Genomic DNA, 19,820 nt, shown 5'->3' with positions numbered 1-19,820 from the left:
ATGTGACTGGGGCGAGGAGCGAAGTCAACAACGCTGCGGTTCCAAGTACGCAGGGGAACTAAATAAATCGGAGCAACAAAACCATGCCTAAGTTAAGATCTGCAACCACTACTGAAGGCCGCAATATGGCGGGAGCCCGTGCTTTATGGCGTGCCACAGGAGTAAAAGATACCGACTTTGGTAAACCTATTATTGCCGTCGTGAACTCCTTCACTCAGTTTGTACCTGGCCATGTGCATTTGCGCGATTTAGGCAAGCTGGTGGCTGAAGCTATTGAAGAAGCAGGTGGTATCGCTAAAGAATTTAATACCATCGCCATAGACGACGGCATCGCCATGGGCCACGGCGGTATGCTGTACAGCCTGCCGTCACGCGAAATCATCGCCGATTCGGTGGAATATATGGTCAACGGTCACTGCGCTGACGCTATGGTCTGTATTTCCAACTGCGACAAAATCACCCCAGGCATGTTAATGGCGGCTCTTCGCTTAAATATTCCAGCCATTTTTGTGTCTGGTGGCCCTATGGAAGCGGGCAAAACCAAACTGTCGGACCAAATTATCAAGCTGGATTTAGTCGACGCTATGGTGTCGGCAGCTAACCCTAATGTTAGCGATGAAGACAGCGCAAAAATTGAACGTAGCGCCTGCCCAACCTGTGGCTCTTGCTCTGGTATGTTTACCGCCAACTCAATGAACTGCTTAGTTGAAGCTTTAGGTTTAGGCCAACCGGGCAATGGCTCTATGCTGGCGACTCATAGCGACCGTAAAGCGCTGTTTATCAGTGCTGGTGCGCGCATTATGGACTTATGCAACCGCTGGTATAAAAACAACGACGCCAGCGCATTGCCACGTAATATCGCCAATAAAACCGCCTTCGAAAACGCCATGATGCTGGATATCGCCATGGGCGGTTCTACCAATACAGTGCTGCATTTATTGGCCGCCGCTATTGAAGCCGAAGTCGATTTTGGCATGAGCGACATCGACCGTTTATCACGCATTGTGCCGCATTTATCCAAAGTGGCGCCGAGCACGCAAAAATACCATATGGAAGACGTACACCGCGCCGGTGGTGTGATTGCGATATTAGGCGAGTTGCTGCGCGCCGGTTTACTCAACCCGGACACACCTCATGTGGCAGGCAGCTCTTTAGGCGATGTGATCAACCGCTTTGATATCACCTTAACTAAAGATCAACAGGTGCTGGATTTCTTCCGCGCCGGCCCTGCCGGCATCCGTACCACTCAGGCCTTTTCGCAAAGTTGCCGTTACCCAACGCTGGACGACGACCGCGCTGAAGGTTGTATCAGAAGCAAAGAAAACGCTTATTCACAAGACGGCGGTTTGGCCGTGCTGTACGGCAACATAGCGCCCAACGGCTGTATTGTTAAAACCGCTGGTGTAGAAAAAGAAAACCTGGTGTTTAACGGCCGCGCCCGTATTTTTGAAAGCCAGGACAGCTCTGTAGAAGCCATTCTGGCAGGCAAAATTGTTGCAGGTGACGTAGTCATCATCCGCTACGAAGGGCCAAAAGGCGGCCCAGGCATGCAGGAAATGTTGTATCCAACCAGCTACTTAAAGTCGATGGGTTTAGGCAAAGCCTGCGCTTTAATCACAGACGGCCGTTTCTCGGGCGGTACTTCGGGTTTATCTATAGGCCATGTATCGCCAGAAGCTGCCAGCGGCGGCGCTATTGGTCTGGTCGAAGAAGGTGACGCCATCGCCATTGATATTCCAAACCGCAGCATCGCCATTGGTGTGAGTGATGCCGTATTGGCAGAGCGCCGCGCCGCTATGGAAGCTAAAGGCAAGCTGGCCTGGAAACCTGTTGATCGCGTACGCTCCGTCAGCCCAGCGTTAAAAGCCTATGCCATGCTGGCAAGCAGTGCTGATAAAGGCGCAGTACGTGATTTGAGTAAATTGGAAGACCTATGAATGCCGTGAATAAAGAGCTGAGTGCTGTGCAAAACTCTGTTAAAGACGCTGTAAAACAGCAAGGCAAAACTGCAGCCGACTGGCAGCGCCCGGCACCAAACCCAGCTCTGATGCAGCAGTATTTGCGGGAAATTTTATTGTCGCCCGTGTATCAGGCGGCGATAGAAACCCCGCTGCAGGCTATGCCAAAACTCAGCCAGCGTATTGGCCAGCATGTGCTGTTAAAACGTGAAGATATGCAGCCTGTGTATTCTTTTAAGCTGCGTGGCGCTTTTCATAAACTACATAAAGTGCGTGAGCAAAACCCAGGTGGAAATGTTGTCTGTGCTTCGGCAGGCAATCATGCCCAAGGCGTGGCTTTATCCGCCAGCAAACTGGGCCTGCACGCCACTATTGTGATGCCTATCACCACGCCGGAAATTAAGGTCGCAGCAGTCAAAGCCCTTGGCGGCAAAGTACTGCTGCACGGCACCGCCTTTGACGAAGCCAATAAGTTTGCCATTGAGTTATCCCAAACTCAGGGCGCCACTTATATTCCACCTTTTGACGATGCCGACGTGATCGCAGGCCAGGGCACAGTCGCCAAAGAGCTGTTAAGCCAACATAACAAACTGGATGCGGTATTTATTCCGGTCGGCGGCGGTGGCTTATTGGCCGGTATGGCGGTGTATATCAAAGCCGTAATGCCAGGCGTTAAAGTTATAGGGGTAGAGCCTGACGACGCCGCCTGCTTAAAAGCCGCAATGGACGCAGGTGAGCCTGTCACATTAGACAGAGTAGGGTTATTTGCCGACGGTGTGGCGGTAAAACGTATAGGCACAGAAAACTTCAAACTGGCGCATTTATACTGCGACGATGTGATCACAGTCTCCAGCGACGAAATTTGTGCCGCCATCAAAGACATCTTCGACGACCTACGAGCAGTAGCAGAACCTGCTGGTGCTTTGGCTTTAGCTGGCCTGAAAAAATATGCGGCAACGGCCACTCAAACTCAAAACCTCAGCGCAGTACTGAGTGGCGCTAACCTGAACTTCGACACTTTGCGTTATGTGTCGGAGCGCTGCGAACTGGGCGAGAAAAAAGAAGCGGTATTTGCCGTCACTATTCCGGAAGAAAAAGGCAGCTTCCGCCGTTTCTGCCAAACCTTAGGCGGCCGCGCCATCACCGAATTTAACTACCGCTACGCCAGCGACAACAAAGCCCATATTTTTGTGGGCATCAAACTACGCCACGGCGCGGAAGAGCTGCAACAGGTCAATCAGGCCTTGTCCGCAGCAGGCTACGACTATCAGGATTTATCCGACGATGAACTAGCCAAACTACACGTACGCCATATGGTCGGCGGCATGCCACCGCGTTTAGTGCAAGAGCAGGTCTACCAGTTCAACTTCCCGGAATACCCAGGCGCGTTAATGAACTTCCTCAACACCCTGGGCGAAAAATGGAATATCACCTTATTCCACTACCGCAACCACGGCGCTGCCACTGGCGATGTGTTGGCTGGCTTTGAGATTGCTGATCATGCGGAAATTGCTGAACACCTGGATACCTTGGGTTATGAGTATCGGTTGGTGACCAGCAATGGGGCTTATAAGGTGTTTTTGACTGCGGGGTGAAATGGGATCTCAAAGCGCAAATAGTTTTGCGCTTTGCCGGGAGAACGCCCGAGCCTCTGGCGAGGGCCGTACTGAAATCGGGACCTTAGTACGCTAATCGTTTTTTGTTTAGGTTTTAAGCATGGGAGCAACTACTTATTCTTTTTTAAGCACTCTCTCTACTAAGGCATCCATTATTTTGCTATCAGTTTTCGATTGGCTGTTTTCTTCAAAGATTCGTGCAATCAGTTGGATTTTTGCTTGTTGTCTTAATTTTTCTCTATCGAAAGGGCTTAGATCGGTTACTGTTTCAGATGCTGTCCACATGTCTTTTGCAATGATGGATGCTTGCATGAATTTCATTCGTTCTGAGTTGATTTTGATGGATTGATTTATCATGAAGTAAGTCAGTGCAAAGCACATCGATATTACTAAAGATATTCCGATTGTTAATGGGGCTCTACTTAGTAGTAAATCAATCATATCCATATTTGTTGAGTTTTGTATTAGATCTAAGCCGTTACTTATAGTGAATATTGTTGCGAAGAATAAAGTTGCCATTGTGATGGCCGCTATTATTAGATATATGCTTACTTGACTCTTTCCTTCCTTGGTATACCCTGATAGCTCATTGTCAAAAAATCTTTTATTTTGCTCAAGTTCAAGAATTTCTTTCTTAATTTTTTCTAATGAGTCCTGTAGGTGGGCAAGTTCGTTATTAGTCAAATTTGTTGTTTTCTCTGCTGTTTCTTTATTTCTTTTTTCCGTCTCAATTTCATTTCTTATGATTTCTAGAGATTTTTCGAGAGAAATTCGTTCTTCCGTGACTCTTTGTTTTTGGTCTTCTGCTAAGGCTATTTCTTCTTCTTTTTCAATTCGCAACTGGTGAAGTTCTTTCAGGTTTTTTTCTATATTTTTCTGGTCTTTCATTAGGTTGCCTGAACGGCTGGTCTGTGCTTCTATGTTTCGTGTAATACTTTCTAAATCTAGTTTCTTTTGATGTATAGATATGTTGCTGCTTTCGATTTCCTTTCTGAGATTTAACGTGTTCTTAAACATCTCTGCAAGGTTTATGGATTGTACATTAATTATTGTTGACTGTTTTGGGATCGCTATACCGATGCATGATGTATCAAGCTGATAAGTGTTTATGTAAGTGTCGTTTTGGGTTTCTATACTTGATGTTGGGCTGATTTTTTCAGGTTTCCCTGATGCGAATATTATTGTTATTTGTTCTTGATTTTTTGATTCGGTATTTATCTGTATTATTGTTTTTATTCTTTTAAATATGTAAACCTTCTCAGTCTTTTCGAGCCCAGTTATTTCTTCAATGTTTTCTGTTCTTATTCTGCGTAGCGCTAAGTTAAGCTTATCTTTTTCTTTTCTCACATCGACTTGCGAGTTTAATGCTTCTAATAGACCTATTGTTCTTGTTTCATACGCTAAATCTAGTAGCTTTGAAGACTCAAGCTTTGGGCTTTTTTCATTGTCATCTTCATTCATAGGCATAGAAATTTTCATAGCAATAAATACCTCTCGCAAAACCAAAAAATGAGAACCATGGTGTCAGGTCTTGCCCTGTGCCCCAGTTAAATCTTAGTTACAGCTCTGGATAGCTTATTCACTGTGAACCAGCTTTTTTGTCAAAGCTCTTAAGTTATCGTTTAGTGCCGCGAAAAAATGAAGAATGACAATAGATAGCAGGCCACTAGCCCAGAGCCCAATTGCATAACTGACAGCCAAAGGATTGCTAACCTTTCTATCTGAACCATATGGGTTCGAAACAGTGATCTCTCCAAATTGTGTCAAAACAACAAACCCGGCTACAACTGCGCAAAGAAAATAAACCCAACCAAGTCCACGCATTAAACCGCTAATATCTGCACCTGCTACAAGATCGCGCGGAGTATCAAGATTTTGAAGGGCTTTTGCTAACGCTGAGCTCAGCCCTTTCAGCTTTTCAATATGTTCGTCTGTTGCTTGAACTTCATATTCTTTATTGCTGACACAAAGGATCACTTTCCCATTTTTATCTGTCACTTCAACATTTCGTAGTGCGATGCGAGTAGTTCCATTTGTGAAGTGTTTACCCTCTACCCAAAAGGTTGAACCGCCGGGGAAAGAACAATTGCTCATATCAAACTTATCATCAGAATCCAATTTCCATGATTTACCCAAACTTTGATCATGAAGTTGTTTTTCTATTTTTGCCTGGTCACAGTAGTAAACATATATCTGCTCAGATTTGTAACTCAATGCTGCGGTCTCTCCGTCAGCATTCCACTGCAATGAATACTCCCAAGGAAACAACAAATTGCCGTTGTCTAAATCAACGAAAATACCGACCCGATTAGCCCAATTCATTAATAAGATTCCTTCCAGTTAAAGGTAAACCAGCATGCAAAACTGGTGTCAGGTCTTGCCCTGTACGCCATGCTACAAAGCAACACCATCCGTTATTTTGACTAATTCTTTAAAAAACTTAATCGCCTTTTCCACTTCGTCTCGTTTTACTAAATGCGGGACTTTAGGGTCGGCGTTATTGCGGCCCTGATGCACAGCATCACCACGTTTGCTTAACCAGCTATTCAGTTGAGTACAGGCTGTTTTTGGCTGGTAGTTATTCCATACCCAGCTTTCGGTGATATCGCGTTGCAGAAATTCCAGGCTGAGTTGCCTGATTTTTTCAGAATTGGGGTTATTGAGCCGCTTAATTTCTTGATCCAACTTTTTCTGGATGTAGTCTCCAGCAAAGCTGCCTTTAAGGATGGAAATCTTCTGGCAGAGTTGTTCGTTTAGCCAGGCTTCGATATAAGTTTCCCAAGCCGTCAGCGTCATAATCAGCGCAGCACGTTTTAGCACTTCATTGGTTTGTTGTTCTGGTTTGGGCAGTTTGTCGAACAGCACAAGCAAGCGCTCGGCGTCGGCGATAGCGGTTTCAAAAGCTTGATAGGAGGTTGATGCCATGACGTCCTTTCCCGGCAACTACAGCCATCTTTAGTGGCTTGAATAGAACCAAATTAGAACAACTGAAACCAAAGCACAAGCTGTTTTTCGGGACTTGTGCTTGACTGTCTGTATGACCAATCCTGAGCACTGCATATCCAAGCGAGAGCACTTTAGTAGGGGTCGCTATACACTAGCGCAGCTGTGTTTATTCGAACTGTGTTGGCTGAAGCCAGCGTCATATCGACAAACATAACGGTTTTACCTTTGTATTTAAAAAGCACTGCGTAGTGCTCTACGCCTAAAAGCCAGTCGAAGGTAGTTTGCCTTTTTACCATTCTGTCTGCTGTCCAGTCTGTTATTGGTACATCGCCATTGAAGTAACTGAGCAATTGCGGATAACCAAAGTCTGTTGAGTTTAGCTGTTCTGCTTTTTCTGCGATAAGTGCGGTGCCACCCGCTTTTTTGATCACCGAAGCCATATCTTCGATAGGGGATGTGAACTCATATAAGTATGTAGCCGCAAGCGTCATCAGCGCTAGCAAAGAGAGTAAATAGTTGGCCATAAAGCTATTCCTTTCGCTTGGGCTGCAGCACCGGAATGGAAGATGTTGTTGGTCACCTAAATTATTATTTTTGTTCGGCAATCTCCTGCACTTTTAATTCAAAGTCAGTGTGAAAGGGGTCTGAATGTTGTGTGTTTAGTTCACCGGTAACTTTTACTGTGTTACCTGCAAACTTGCTTAAAAACGCCTGATCTTTGTGGCTAAGAAGCACTTGATTTGGGTTGCCGTTGCCAACTGCAGAAATTCTTTGTAATGAGTCAGGGTCAGTTATGTAAAGGATTGTTCCTTTGAGCAAACCTGAAGATGTGCTGACATAAGAACCTAGGAGTTTGCCTGTCAGTTCAACCTGTGTTGGTTGCTCTGTAGTGCTGGCGCAGCCTGATACCAGAACAACAAGTGCGAGTAGTAAATGTTTCATATCATCTCCGGTTTATCTTGTTCAAAAAGGCCGTCTGGCGTGCAGTATGAAGAATAGGTAGTTGTCACTTAAATCAGGAGATATCAGGCTGAAGATCTAAAGGCTGAACCGCCAAACTTCCTTTTCCGGCAACTTCGTTACATACCCTTCGTCCTTGAAGCCGCAGCTTTGTTAGCTAAGTTCTCTCGCCGCCATACTGCTTTGACACAGCCGTAAAAACTTTGAGTGCTGCAGTATCCACCAAGATTATGTAAATAGGTTAACCGCTATCCTGATTACCTACTGCCTTATTGAATAATCACAGGAACATAATTCACAGGCATATTGGCGTTCGCTGTCAGCTTAAATTCATGAGCAATTTGCTCTGGTTTACTGCTGATATCCACCAGTTTAAAAGCAAAGGATATCCCAACTAAATTTGCTTGTAGTTGGTAGTGTTTTCCGGATTCCAACTCTAAATCGACGTAACCATCGACCGCTTTTTGGTTATTGTTTGCTGTTAAGCCGAAAGTATGTTTGCCGGGGGAAACACAATTTTTCCCCATACTGTCAGCCACGACACCATCAATTTCTGCAATACCAACATGGGCTTCACCTGAGCTAAAGAATTTAATGAAATTGGCTACATCCCCTTCAATACATGCAGCATCTGCACCCTGATAGTTTTTGTATTGAGGAGTCGAAGCGCATCCGGTTAGTAGCGTAGCAATGGTCAAAGTTAATAAGAGTTTCATTCCATCACATCCTTTTGGGGGTTCATTATTACGGTCGTAATTCGATGTAGACTAAGTTAAGGCAGCTTATCTGAGATGGCAACCGTTTTTAGGAACCAGGCTGCGTGGAAGATGTATAGCTTTAATAGATTTCCTTTCCAAACCAAGGCTAGAATGACTGTCGTTTAGTCACAAGGATTGTTAAATGCCGAACCCCCGTTATTTTTACTGCACTCTGGCGATAGCTGTGGTGATTTTTATCGCCTGTTTATTAATGGCTGGCCCTATGCGGCCGGGTTTGCCTGTGGTGACTGATCTGCCTACTCGTCTGGCTTATATTCAAAGTCATTTGGCCTTATGGCAATTGGGCTGGCTGTTTTGGATGGCGTCGGCTTTAAGCTTATTGCTGTTTTGTTGCCTGCTGGCTTCTGCCATTCCGCCAAGCCCAGTCCGGCAATTTGGGGTACTGTTGGTGGCGCTTGGCATAGCGCCTGATCTAATAGCAGAAACTTTATATGCTTTTGTGTTTCCAGCCATGATCAGCGCTGGCAGCTCGGAGGAATTACTGCATTTTATTGATCAATTGGCGATGCACCTGACAGGGGTTCTCGGCAATGGTTTGTATAACATGGGTGGCTTAGTTCTGACTTTGTTGTTGCTACAACACAAACCTGCTTTAAAACTCTGGATTTACCCCGGTATTTTGGCTTGGTTTGCAGGCCTTGGCTTATCCGTGGCTATAGCGTCGCAGCAGCTGGCACTGGCAGAAGCTTTAACCGCTTTTAGCATGGCGCTCAGTACGGCCTGGTTTGTATTGATTGCTTATAAACTCTGGATAAAAGCTGATGTATAGCCTGCTGAAAGTGATTCATATTGGCTCGCTGATTTTGTGGCTTGGCCCAGCGCTTGGGTCGTGGCTGGTGCTGCGGTATTTTCAACAGCATCAGGGCGAAATGAGTAGCGGAACATCCTTGGTGTATAAGGTGTTTTTCCTCACCTTAACACTGGAGCATCTGGCGCTTTGCACTTTGTTTGTCAGCGGTGCGTGGATGGCTTTTGGTTATGGCTGGATTGACATGCCCTGGCTACAAAACAAGTTGTGGCTGGTGTTGTTGCTGATTGTGCCGCTGGAAATTGTCGATATCTGGCTGGGTAACTGGAAGGTGCAACAGCTGATTAAACAGCGTGCTTTGGGTGTGGAGCTGACGAGCAGACAACAGGGATTAATTCAGTTTTACCACAAAGGTTTTACCCATCTGGCTCTACTGACATTACCTGTAACAGTGCTGGTTATTATGTGGCTGGCGGTGTCGAAACAGCCTTTGTGGTAGCTTTATCCCCTTTTCACGAATAAAAAACCGGTGTCAGCTCTTGCCCTGTGCCCCGAATATATTCGTTGTTTAGAAAGCGATGAAAGAGGATTTAGCGGGAGTTCTGTCAGCGATACGCCTTCATGCTCGATTAGCATCGCAAGCGAATCTTCCCATTACGTATGCCCCATTTTGGTCAACTGTGGCTTAAGGTAAAAACCTTTAATGCCACAGTGTCCGAATTGAAAAAAAATGGCCGGACTATAGCTAAATGTTTGGCTGACCTCGAAGCATACGAATACCCGTTATCTAACAGTGTTATCTATGAACTCTACACCACTGAAAAACTCGTTAGACATTGTGCTTATAGAGGTGGGAATAGACTTTTCGTCAGAGCGATAGGATGTTTCTAGTTGTATCGCCACATTTTTATTTGCCGGATGTCGGCATATAAAACCTGATGTACTAAAGTATTGAAATTTTTGTTTGCTTTTACTTTTACTCGCGTGGTCTTCAGCTAGGGATGAGTATTTAATACAGCTGCTTTCATTAAAAGTGACAAACTCATAATTAACCCCAAGATCTACAAAACGAGTAGCGTCATCATTTTTTTTACGTTCAGAAATAATGTATTCAAAGAACGCTTTATTGTCGTCAAATTCATTTACAGCGAAGATGACTACATTTGAAATAAGGCTGATGTCTTTAGATGAAGCCGCTTTTCCAAAGTAAACGCCTGCCTGATCATATTGCATCAAACGCCAATCGGGTTCATTTGGCGATTTAACTTTTGCTCCTAAAATTTCGTATGTTTGACTGATACCAGCTAAAGGAAAGCTTGGGGTGCTACTGCATGCGCTTAAAAACAAAATTAGAATGGTACAAATAAACTTCATGTTAACTCCTGAAAAAAACGGTGTCAGGCCTGCCATGTGCCCCATGCTACAAAGCAGCCCTGACTAATGCTTTAAAAACCTAATCGCCTTTCCTGCCTCGTCTCGTTTGGCCTTAAGCGGCGAGACCTTGGCGTCTGCGTTATTGCCACTCTAAGCAACCTAAGCCCGCTTTAAAGTGACTCATTTTTCAGAGCCTGATTTTCTGCTTCGCATGCTTTGTTGTTCGTGAATGTATACTCCAAAGAGATAGCACCCGTCTCCGTGTTTTCAGCGATTGCTGCAATAGCAACTGAGCTAATATCATTGGGGAGTTTCAGGCCGTTCTTACTGTCCCAGGTAGTGACGAGAATTCGTTCATTCTTAGCCAGTCCATTCATCCAGTCTTTTGGCTCATTCCAAATGCTGCCGGGAAACAGTAGGTCGGTTTTAGCGCCTTTGCCGTATTTGTCGCTAAGTACTTTCTCCAGTTCTTTAAACTTTGATATGAAAAAGTAACCCATCGAATCTGTTGGAATATCTTTGCTAATAGCCTTAACCCAACATAAACCTGACTTTTTGCCAAATTCCACTACGTATTGTTCGAAGTCTTCGTGTGGGCTAGGTACCGGGTCAATAAAAAATTTACCCGTCACCACTTGAGTTAATGTTGCACCAAAAGCCTCTTCCGGTATGCCCATGCTGAGCCCAAAAGGCCCGTCGGAAGCAGGGACCAGAGAGATGGCTGATGGCTCTGAGTGCTCAGCTTCAGACGAAGTGGTGTCAGACGACTTAGCGGTAGTGTCCAGATCATTGATATACAGTCCATATTTCGCCAACGACTTGCGGTATTCCAGCATAGTGATAGCGTTTTCTTGTGTTGCAACATTGGCTTGTTTCAGCGCAAACAAAAGGCCAGCTGAATAGTGGGCCGCTTCTTCTTTCGCGTTTTTTAATTTGTCTGCTGCAATGTTGAGATCTTCATCGATGCTGTCCACCAATGCCTGGTCTACTGCTGAAGCTATTGGTTTGATTGTAAAGTCAGCCCCAGCTTCAATGCTGGCTATTCTTTGGACAAATAGCTCTTTGTTTAATTTGAGTACTTCTAACCTCTGGTTTTTCAGAGTTCCAATTAAACTGCCTTTGCCAAGACTTTGGTCTTGCTCCAGAGCGGACAGGTCGGATTCGATCCTGCTTAACTCAGATTTGAGAGCTTCAACTGTTTTAACCTCTTCCTCAGATAGCTGTTTATCGAAAAAACAACCGGCTAATAAAGTGCTACATAACAGAACTGTGGAGAGGTTTAGCTTCATTCCTTTGATCATGGGTTTACCGTGGTTTTCCTTTGTTTAGTATGCAAAACCGCTATAAGGTCTTGCCCTGTATCCAGTTAAATCTGTAGTTGCGACAGAAAAGCAGAAGGTACTAAGCGGGAGATCTAAAGGCTGAAACGCCAAAGAGAACTGAACTGCCATAACTTCCTTTTCCGGCAACTTCGTTACAGTTGTAACTTGGTTAAAGCCAAGTTAAAGCAGCAGCTTAGAAACGGCAAGCTGTTTTTCGGGACTGGCGATCACTAAGTATATCAAGACGCATCTACACCACCTTAACGAAACCCATCAAAGCTAAAAATCTGCTCTACCGGCACTTCAAAATAACGTGCCATTTGCAAAGCTATTACCACCGAAGGCGTAAAACGGCTGGTTTCTACTGTGCTGATGGTTTTACGGGATACACCAATGGCGTCGGCCAGTTGCTGCTGCGACAGCCCTCTGGCCGCGCGCAGCTCCGCAATTCTGTTGTACAGGGTTTGCTCTTCCATCAATTAGTTTCCTGAGCTGGTTCTTCTTGTTCATCCAGTACTGTGCGCAAACTCAGATAAAAGCTGATGGACCCGACAAAGATCGTCAGTAATAAGAAGGGCTGAAATGCAAGCCACTGCGGGTCGCCGTTTTTGTTGATTAAGTGGGTTATGACATAACCCGAAAACGCCACCACTATGGTTAAGTTGTATGCCAGAGTAGTGGCGCGCTGAAAGCGGCTGCGTAAATACTCATCCTGGAAATCACCACATATTTCGCGGATTTTCCAGCCATAGGACAGCAACTTAGGTTGTTTGGTCACTTTGACCAGAAAATAAATTGCCGAAAACAGTACGCCAAAGCCAAAAGCATCACTTACTGCTTTTAGTTCAAACCAAAACAAACTGATGTCTCTTAACAATTGAAAGCCTGTCAGCTGCGCAAAAAACAGTGCGCCGAAGATTGACGCTTTGACACAATTTTCCTGATCTTCGATAGTCCATGTAGCCATAATAAGTGTTCCTTTTTTATTAGGTTTAGATACCTTCAGGTATCAATGTGAAACCTTAAGGTATCATTGTCAAGTTCTTTTGATACCGCAAGGTTACATTTTGTGTGGTAAAAGAAGAACGCAAATAAAGGGCTGTGGGTTACGGCGACTAGTGGTAAGTTATTCCTGCCCCTAAAGATAATAAGCGCAGTGCAGGAGCTGGAGTGCTTATGTGGTTGTAGTACTTAATTGCTCGGCCAATTCTTGGATCTGCTGTCTTTGCTGCTGTAATTCCAGCATCTGCTGGTCTATCTCTGTCAGCTTTTGTTGCAGCATGGGCAATAACAATTGGCAGTCGACCGGATGCTGATCGCTACTGTGATTTTGACGTTGTACTGAACGGATTTGCTTGAGGCTAAAGCCCATTTGTTGAGCTTTTAAGATCACTTCCAGCCGGTTTTTACTGTCTTCGCTGTAATAACGGTAACCGCTGTTTTCCCGTAGCGGACTGATCACCCCTTGTTGTTCCAGAAAACGTAGTTTGGATTCTGAGACATTCAATAATTTGGCAAGCTGACCAATGCGATACATGGTTTTTTCCTTAAGCTGAAAACTATCGCAGGATAAGCGCCAGATTTTGGTATGGCAAGGCTTGACTCTCAACTAGGGTTGAAGCTTTACACTTGCGTCGTACTTGAAACTGACGCTGCATTGACGGCGAAAAAATCTGACAGAACAGAACCAAGAGGTGTAACTATGTTGTTTGAAGCCACAACCCTGCCCAATGGCGTGCAGCTGAAAAACCGGCTGGTGAAAGCCGCTATGGAAGAGAATATGGCCGCTGCGGGACAAGATCCGTCAGCGCAGCTGATTGAGTTGTATCGGCACTGGGCTTTGGGTGGCACAGGCTTATTGATTTCCGGCAATGTGATGATCAGCCGCAAAGCTTTAACAGGACCAGGTGGTGTGGTGCTGGATGCCAAATCGGATGTAACTTTGTTCCAAAGCTGGGCCGAAGCAGGGCAGCAAAACGGCACTAAGCTGATTCTGCAGCTGAATCATCCTGGGCGACAAATGCCAGCGAATCTTGGGCAACAGGCGATAGCGCCTTCGGCTGTGGCTTTGGATTTAGGCCAGTTCTCAAAGATGTTTGCCAGCCCCAGAGCTATGACGCTGGATGATATAGCCGAATTTAAACAACAGTTTTTGGTGAGCAGCCAACTAGCGTTGCAAGCAGGTTTTGCCGGAGTGCAAATTCATGCGGCTCATGGTTATTTGCTGAGTCAGTTTTTATCGCCGCTGGTGAATCAACGTCAGGATCAGTACGGTGGCCCTTTAGAAAACCGTGCCCGTTTATTGCTTGAGTTGGTCACTCTGTTGCGTAATGAATTGCCTGCCACTTTTATCATCAGCCTGAAGCTAAACTCAGCTGATTTTCAGCGCGGCGGTTTTTCCACAGAGGATGCGAAACAAGTGTTGTTATGGCTCAACCCGCTGGAGCTGGATTTTGTCGAGTTATCGGGTGGCAGTTACGAAGCCCCAGCTATGCAAGGCGATAGTCGCGATGGCTCTACGCTGGCGCGTGAGGCCTACTTTTTAGACTTTGCCAAAGAACTGCAGCAGTCTGCGCAAATGCCATTAATGGTGACTGGCGGTATTCAAAGGCTAGAGGTGGCAGAGCAGGTGCTGCAAACTGGTGTTGCTTTAGTGGGCATAGCTACAGCTTTGGCTTTGTCGCCGGATTTACCTAATCGCTGGCAGCAAGGCGAAGCAGTAAGCCCGGTTTTACCTGCCTTTAGTTTTGCCAAAAAACCTCTGCAGTCACTGGCAAAAATGGCTTATACAAGACTGATGTTACGCCGCTTAGGCCGCGCTTTACCCTTTTGGTCTATCCGGCGTTGGCCTCTGGCAATGTTGGTGTTGGATCAATTGCGGTTGGTGGGTTTAAGTCGCCGTTATAAAAAGCAGATGGGGTTGTGAGACAAGTTGTCGGTTAAAGTTGTGAGACTTTGCAGTCATTGCGGTTGATTAATGAAGCCTAAAAGGCTACATTCGTAGCTTATTTGGCTTCATTTGGTGCTGCTGTGTCTGCTCTTACTGATTTGCTTTTTACCGGTTACCGCCGTCAGGTGTTGGGTTTGTTATTGCTGAAACCCGATCAGGCTTGGCATGTGCGCGAAATTGCCCGTTTAACTCATACCCAGCCCGGCACTTTGCATAAAGAGCTAACGAAATTGGCGCAGGCCGGCATTTTGAAAAAAACACAGCAGGGGAATCAACTGTGTTATCAGGCGGATACCAGCTGTGTGGTGTATGAAGAACTTGCCAGTATTCTGCGTAAAACTACCGGCTTGGCTGATGTGTTACGGCAGGCTTTGTTGCCTGTATCCGATCAACTGCAGTGTGCTGCTGTGTTTGGTTCAGTCGCCAGTGACAAAGCGACGGCCAGCAGTGATATCGACCTGCTGCTGGTGGGGGAACTGAGTTTTGTGGATGCAGTGAAAAGTCTGTATCCAGCACAGCAACAGCTTGGTCGCGAGATCAATCCTAAACTATATTCAGTATCCGAATGGCAGAAAGCGTTGGCGGAGCAATCCGGTTTTATCCGTGAACTGCTGGCCAATCCGCTACTGATGATCGCTGGAGACAAGGATGACCTTAGACAATCTGCCGGACCGAATTAACCCTCTGCGGAGTCATTGATGCCAGAACTGATGCTCGGCAAAGCCTCACTAGCCCGCCCGCAATGTAGTGCGGGCAGGCTTTTATGACGCCGTTAACTCAGTGCAACATTGCCCGCCAGTTTGCTGCGTAATTGCCAGCGCAGTAGCTTGAAGCTCATCAGCCCCTGCACTAACACACTGGCGGCAGAGCCATACCAGACCATAGCTGGGGAAAAATCACTGCGGCTGGATAACCATAACACCGGCAAAATAAAAGCGAAGATCCTTACTGCTGAACTGGCGAGTGAAGGCCAGGTGTTGCCAAGGCCCTGAAAAACACCAGAGCAACTGAATACCAGCACTATGGTTATAAAGTTCAGGCTGATGATATGCAGAAACAATTCTCCTTCTGCAGCCACCCTGAGATCATCGGTAAAAGTGATCATCAAGGGGTGGGCCAGCCATTGGCAAAGTAAAAATAGCGGCAACATCACAAGTGCCATTTGACTCACACCAATTTTAAAGCACTGCCGAACCCGTTCCGCATGGCCTGCGCCATAGTTCTGACCGACAATAGCAGGCAGTGCAAAGGATAAAGCCATAGCTGGCATCATCATGGCCTGCAGAATACGATTGCCTATACCAAAAGCCGCCTGAGTGGCTGTACCAAAGTCTTTAATTACCCAATAAACAAAAGCGGTAAAAACAAACATCAGTGCAAACTCGCCACCTGCTGGCACACCTATAGCCGTGATTTGGCGCCAGACTTTAGCGTCAAAGCGCCATTGTTTCGGAGTTTGCAGCACAGAGTGGTCACTTTTCAGAAAGTAGATCCATAACATAGCCACACCCACCACCACAGCAATACTGCTGGCGAGGCCGGCGCCAAATACGCCTAAGGCATGGCCTGTACCCCAACCGGCAATCAATACAGGGGCCAATATTATATTCAGCAGAACTGTGATCAGTTGCACCATCATGGCGGGTTTCACTACGCCAACAGCCCGCATTGCGGCGGCGATAGCGGTAGAGACAAACATCAGTGCCAAGCCTGGCAGATAGGCGTATAAAAACTGTTGCGCTTGTTGCTGTACTTCGGGATCTGAAGTCAGCAGGTGCATATAGCTATCGCTCAGTGCAAACCCAAGTACTAAGGTCAGCAGAGCTAGAGCTGCGCCCATCAGCATGGCCTGCTGAAAAACTGTATCGGCTTGTTGGTGTTGTTTAGCTCCTGTGTAGCGGGCGATCAACGCCACACAACCTACGTTCAGCATTTGGGTTAATGCCATAATCAGCAGCATCAGATTGCCTGCTGCGCTGACAGCGGCAATGGCTGACGCGCCAAGATCCGCAACAAAATACAGGTCGACAAACAAATACAGTGACTGGACAAACATACCGACCATCATTGGCAGCGCCATAGTCCAGATATGGCGAAATAAGGAACCCTGAGTTAAATCTGTCATTGGTGTGCTGCTTAGAGTCGGGCTAATAATTCAGCCAGAGTTTCCAACTGGCGGGCGGTGAGGGGCGACGTAAACTGGCTGGCAAAAAACGCACAGCTTTGATTCGCCTCCTGATAAATTTGCAAGCCTGTGTCTGATAGTTTCACCAGACTAACCCGGGCATCTCGGGCATTTTGTTCTTTTTCCACCAAATGAATTTTTTCCATAGGCTGCAACAATCGGGTGATGCCTGAGGCGCTGAGTCCAACAGCGCTCGCCAGCTCAATACGGCTAAGCCGTTGCTGCGGTGCCTGAAATAACCGGTGCAGAATACAGAATTCGCTGAAACTGATGCCATGCACACTCAGCTGCTGATCGGCTTTTTTCACCATAGTTGACCAGAGCAGAGCGCTTTGTAGCACCAGATCCAGTGCGGGATTCGTGTCGTTCATGGGTATACCTTGTGTTGCATTCATAGGCCAGAATTTGCTGGGTGGAAAATTGGCTTTAAGGTTGATTAATGCTTGAGTTTGCAAGTATATCGTGCGGCTTTATTTTGAGTTGTGCAAGGTTTATTTTGTGTTTTTTTCAAGCAATAGAAAATAGAAAAGCAGGCCTAAGCCTGCTTTGTCGTATGAGTGAACTCAGTGAAACATTAAATCTTCGTCAACCAGCCGTGTTTATCTTCGGCTTTGCCCCACTGAATATCGTTCAGGGTTTGGCGTAATTTGGCTGTGGTGCTGCCTGGTTCGCCGTTGCCTACTTTGTATTCTTTACCTTGGTGGATCAGCGTGCCAACAGGAGCTAATACAGCAGCAGTGCCTGATAAGGCGGCTTCTGTGCCTGGTTTGGCGGCGCGTTCCAGCAGTTCTTCTACTGTCAGTTCACGTTCTGATACTTTCATACCTAAGTCACGGGCCAGCGTCAGAATGGTGTCGCGGGTAATACCGTGCAGGAAAGATGCGTCCAGAGCTTTGGTAATAATTTCGTTGCCGTCAATTAACAGGAAGTTGGCTGCGCCTGTTTCCTGAACGTCGCCATTCGGGCAGAACAACACCTGATCGGCCTGATATTTGGCTTTGGCTTGCATAGTTGGGTGCAAGGCGCTGGCGTAGTTACCACCGCTTTTGATCATGCCCATATGAGGCGCGCAGCGTGCATTGTCTTCCATTAGCAGGCGTAAACCACGGCTGCCACCAGCAAAATAATCGCCAACCGGAGATAACAATACATACAGTAAAGACGTCAGTGTTGGTGTTGCTGCTTTACCAATAGCTGGTTCAGTGCCGATATGAGTAGGGCGAATATACATAGAACCAGGTGGTGTTGGCACGTCGGCGGCGTAATGGCGCACTACGTCCACAATCATCTGACTCAGCAGTTTTGCGTCGAAGGTAGGTAAAGACAATAATTCAGAGCTTTGTTGCATACGGGCAACGTTTTTATCCATGCGGAAAATAACCACAGAACCATCTTCATGGCGGAATGCCTTTAAGCCTTCAAAACAAGTGCTGGCGTAATGCAACACATGAGCGCCCGGATGCAGACTGATGCTGTCGGACGGAACTATTGCGGACTGACCCCAAGCTGTACCATCGAAACGGGCCATTGCCATTTCAGGCATAAATACACTACCAAAAGCTGCCATTTTTTTCTTTCCTGCTGATGTTCAAGGGCCAGTGTAGGCTGGCCTGATTAAAATAGGGTGCGCTTTGTTATATGGGTTGGGGCTTTATAGCGGCTGTCAGCTTGGTGCTGCGCCACGGCCTTGGTGCAAAATGTAACCCTGAGAATTATGAACGCCCGGCTATTGTACTCAGGCTTGCTGTTTTCGGCATCAACTAATTGCCTTTGAAGCAGCTTGAAGTCGGGAGAAACTTGGTTTTATTCGTTATCTGGGTAAAAGACCTAGCCTACTCTTTTTATATGCTCCAGCAAATCCGAAGGAGGCTTAGACCTCGTCAACTTGCTAGTTTAACGATTTGAGCTGGTGTGACGTTAAAGGCATTGGAAAAAAATGTTGAAATAGAGGTGCAACGGCGCTAATTTACCGCACACAGAAACTTGAAATAAAGATCAAAAAATCGGCTCGTGTCATGGATGCCTATCTAATTGATGTGGGTCTAGAAAATAAATCAACAACAAGGAAAGTGAACCTATGTTCAAACATTTCGTATTGTCTATGTCTTTACTTACTTTAGTCGCTTGTAGCAACATGAAGGTCGCACAACTTGATACTGCGACAGGTCGTTTTCCGACGAAAGTACAAGCTACCGTTGTTAAAAGTGAAGCTGTTAATCTGGATACAATGAACTCACTATTGCTCCTGCCTGACCATGATTTTATTAAAGGTCAAATAGGTAGTATTAACTATTTTCAAAAAATGATTACCTTAGAAGATCTTGAGACCCTGATAATCCAGAATGATTTAACAGATAAAGTTCCATCAGTAAGAGATAAAATAGGGATCAACAAAGCTTATAAAGCATATAAGCCCTTTCTTTGGCTGAGATTCGATACAAGGGAGCAAGATGGCAAAAAATACGGCCAATTTATTATTACCAAACCAGATACGTTGGAAGATATCTTCATTGTAGAACAGCATCTGGATTATGTTTGGGCTGGCGTCAACGATCAAAATACTTGGTATCCTTTATTTAATGCGATTGTTGATTATATCGACAAAAACTCAAAAACATGGAGTCCTCAGCAACCTCGCTCCTAACAAGGTGTTAAATTCACCCCATTTACAATAATGTAGCGGAGCTAGACCAACACGTGGGCAAAAATTGGAGCAAAGCGACGGAGTTCACGTGTCATTGTCTCAGTTAACTTTCGATAGATTACAGTGGGTTGTTAGTACCCATAGATTCGGAAGGCGCTGTAAGCTTTGAAACTCGGTCACATCTTCCTCCCTTTGAAATCAGCACAATGAAAGCCAGTGTTGTTGTTGTTTATGTGGTGTATACCCTGAAGTAAGGCTCTTGCTGCAGGTCAGACAACACGCAAAATTTAAAATTTGCGTGTTGTTATGCATGAATGATTAGTTTTTTGTTTTTTGAG

General features: G+C 45.9%; 21 protein-coding genes. 7 read left to right on the top strand and 14 right to left on the bottom strand.

All coding sequences use genetic code 11. The features are described from left to right. The first annotated feature begins 83 nt into the window (after window positions 1-83). On the top strand, window positions 84-1,937 hold the full coding sequence (gene ilvD, locus OM978_RS19910) for a dihydroxy-acid dehydratase (RefSeq protein ID WP_264344173.1): 1,854 nt from the start codon (window positions 84-86) through the stop codon (window positions 1,935-1,937). Between the two features lie 110 nt (window positions 1,938-2,047). After that, window positions 2,048-3,553 carry a threonine ammonia-lyase, biosynthetic gene (gene ilvA / locus OM978_RS19905; RefSeq protein ID WP_264346976.1) on the top strand — a complete coding sequence of 502 codons (1,506 nt, stop codon included), beginning with the start codon at window positions 2,048-2,050 and terminating at the stop codon, window positions 3,551-3,553. 135 nt (window positions 3,554-3,688) lie between these two features. Here the strand turns inward: ilvA and OM978_RS19900 are convergent, their stop codons facing one another. The 6 genes from OM978_RS19900 to OM978_RS19875 form a co-directional block, all read right to left on the bottom strand. Beyond that, entirely contained in the window at window positions 3,689-5,053 is a 1,365-nt protein-coding gene (locus OM978_RS19900; RefSeq protein WP_264344171.1) for a hypothetical protein, read from the bottom strand. Window positions 5,054-5,149: 96 nt separating this feature from the next. Continuing rightward, complete coding sequence (locus OM978_RS19895; protein ID WP_264344169.1) at window positions 5,150-5,896, bottom strand: hypothetical protein; 747 nt, start codon at window positions 5,894-5,896, stop codon at window positions 5,150-5,152. Between the two features lie 72 nt (window positions 5,897-5,968). Next, the gene (locus OM978_RS19890; protein ID WP_264344167.1) at window positions 5,969-6,499 is read right to left on the bottom strand and encodes a HEPN domain-containing protein; all 531 of its coding nucleotides are present in this window, start codon (window positions 6,497-6,499) and stop codon (window positions 5,969-5,971) included. A gap of 152 nt (window positions 6,500-6,651) precedes the next feature. Then, complete coding sequence (locus tag OM978_RS19885; RefSeq protein ID WP_264344165.1) at window positions 6,652-7,044, bottom strand: hypothetical protein; 393 nt, start codon at window positions 7,042-7,044, stop codon at window positions 6,652-6,654. Between the two features lie 64 nt (window positions 7,045-7,108). Further along, window positions 7,109-7,462 (bottom strand): hypothetical protein, encoded by a 354-nt coding sequence (locus OM978_RS19880; protein ID WP_264344164.1) that lies wholly within the window; start codon window positions 7,460-7,462, stop codon window positions 7,109-7,111. A 287-nt stretch (window positions 7,463-7,749) separates the two neighbouring features. Further along, the gene (locus OM978_RS19875; RefSeq protein ID WP_264344162.1) at window positions 7,750-8,196 is read right to left on the bottom strand and encodes a hypothetical protein; all 447 of its coding nucleotides are present in this window, start codon (window positions 8,194-8,196) and stop codon (window positions 7,750-7,752) included. A gap of 184 nt (window positions 8,197-8,380) precedes the next feature. Between OM978_RS19875 and OM978_RS19870 the strand changes: the two genes are divergently transcribed. Then, a complete protein-coding gene (locus OM978_RS19870) occupies window positions 8,381-9,028 on the top strand; it encodes a hypothetical protein (protein WP_264344160.1) in 648 nt (215 codons plus the stop codon). Beyond that, entirely contained in the window at window positions 9,021-9,506 is a 486-nt protein-coding gene (locus OM978_RS19865; RefSeq protein WP_264344158.1) for a DUF2269 family protein, read from the top strand. Before OM978_RS19870 ends, OM978_RS19865 begins: the two co-directional genes overlap by 8 nt. A gap of 284 nt (window positions 9,507-9,790) precedes the next feature. On the opposite strand, the gene OM978_RS19860 is transcribed toward OM978_RS19865, so the two are convergent. The 5 genes from OM978_RS19860 to OM978_RS19840 all read right to left on the bottom strand — a co-directional run bounded on the left by OM978_RS19860 (window position 9,791) and on the right by OM978_RS19840 (window position 13,240). After that, window positions 9,791-10,381 carry a hypothetical protein gene (locus OM978_RS19860; RefSeq protein WP_264344156.1) on the bottom strand — a complete coding sequence of 197 codons (591 nt, stop codon included), beginning with the start codon at window positions 10,379-10,381 and terminating at the stop codon, window positions 9,791-9,793. 170 nt (window positions 10,382-10,551) lie between these two features. Beyond that, a complete protein-coding gene (locus tag OM978_RS19855) occupies window positions 10,552-11,682 on the bottom strand; it encodes a hypothetical protein (RefSeq protein WP_264344154.1) in 1,131 nt (376 codons plus the stop codon). A 281-nt stretch (window positions 11,683-11,963) separates the two neighbouring features. Continuing rightward, window positions 11,964-12,179, bottom strand: coding sequence for a helix-turn-helix transcriptional regulator (locus OM978_RS19850; protein ID WP_206099245.1), 216 nt, complete (start codon window positions 12,177-12,179; stop codon window positions 11,964-11,966). Beyond that, a complete protein-coding gene (locus tag OM978_RS19845; RefSeq protein ID WP_264344149.1) occupies window positions 12,179-12,670 on the bottom strand; it encodes a hypothetical protein in 492 nt (163 codons plus the stop codon). Before OM978_RS19845 ends, OM978_RS19850 begins: the two co-directional genes overlap by 1 nt. Window positions 12,671-12,877: 207 nt before the next feature. After that, on the bottom strand, window positions 12,878-13,240 hold the full coding sequence (locus tag OM978_RS19840) for a MerR family transcriptional regulator (RefSeq protein WP_264344147.1): 363 nt from the start codon (window positions 13,238-13,240) through the stop codon (window positions 12,878-12,880). A 165-nt stretch (window positions 13,241-13,405) separates the two neighbouring features. On the opposite strand from OM978_RS19840, the gene OM978_RS19835 reads away from it, so the two are divergent. Together OM978_RS19835 and OM978_RS19830 are read left to right on the top strand one after the other, a co-directional pair. Further along, window positions 13,406-14,629 carry an NADH:flavin oxidoreductase/NADH oxidase family protein gene (locus tag OM978_RS19835; RefSeq protein WP_264344145.1) on the top strand — a complete coding sequence of 408 codons (1,224 nt, stop codon included), beginning with the start codon at window positions 13,406-13,408 and terminating at the stop codon, window positions 14,627-14,629. 104 nt (window positions 14,630-14,733) lie between these two features. After that, window positions 14,734-15,333, top strand: a complete 600-nt coding sequence (locus OM978_RS19830; RefSeq protein ID WP_264344143.1) for a nucleotidyltransferase domain-containing protein — start codon at window positions 14,734-14,736, stop codon at window positions 15,331-15,333. A 92-nt stretch (window positions 15,334-15,425) separates the two neighbouring features. Here the strand turns inward: OM978_RS19830 and OM978_RS19825 are convergent, their stop codons facing one another. The 3 genes from OM978_RS19825 to OM978_RS19815 form a co-directional block, all read right to left on the bottom strand. Continuing rightward, complete coding sequence (locus OM978_RS19825; RefSeq protein WP_264344142.1) at window positions 15,426-16,778, bottom strand: MATE family efflux transporter; 1,353 nt, start codon at window positions 16,776-16,778, stop codon at window positions 15,426-15,428. An 11-nt stretch (window positions 16,779-16,789) separates the two neighbouring features. Next, window positions 16,790-17,209 carry a MarR family winged helix-turn-helix transcriptional regulator gene (locus OM978_RS19820; RefSeq protein ID WP_264344141.1) on the bottom strand — a complete coding sequence of 140 codons (420 nt, stop codon included), beginning with the start codon at window positions 17,207-17,209 and terminating at the stop codon, window positions 16,790-16,792. Window positions 17,210-17,412: 203 nt separating this feature from the next. After that, window positions 17,413-18,405 carry a branched-chain amino acid aminotransferase gene (locus OM978_RS19815; RefSeq protein ID WP_264344140.1) on the bottom strand — a complete coding sequence of 331 codons (993 nt, stop codon included), beginning with the start codon at window positions 18,403-18,405 and terminating at the stop codon, window positions 17,413-17,415. A 510-nt stretch (window positions 18,406-18,915) separates the two neighbouring features. On the opposite strand from OM978_RS19815, the gene OM978_RS19810 reads away from it, so the two are divergent. After that, window positions 18,916-19,482, top strand: coding sequence for a hypothetical protein (locus OM978_RS19810; RefSeq protein ID WP_264344139.1), 567 nt, complete (start codon window positions 18,916-18,918; stop codon window positions 19,480-19,482). Window positions 19,483-19,820 lie beyond the last annotated feature (338 nt).

This window comes from Rheinheimera sp. MM224 (assembly GCF_947090785.1).
Lineage (GTDB): Bacteria > Pseudomonadota > Gammaproteobacteria > Enterobacterales > Alteromonadaceae > Pararheinheimera.
Note: the sequence above shows the minus strand (reverse complement) of the source record. Positions and strands in the feature narration are given on the sequence as shown.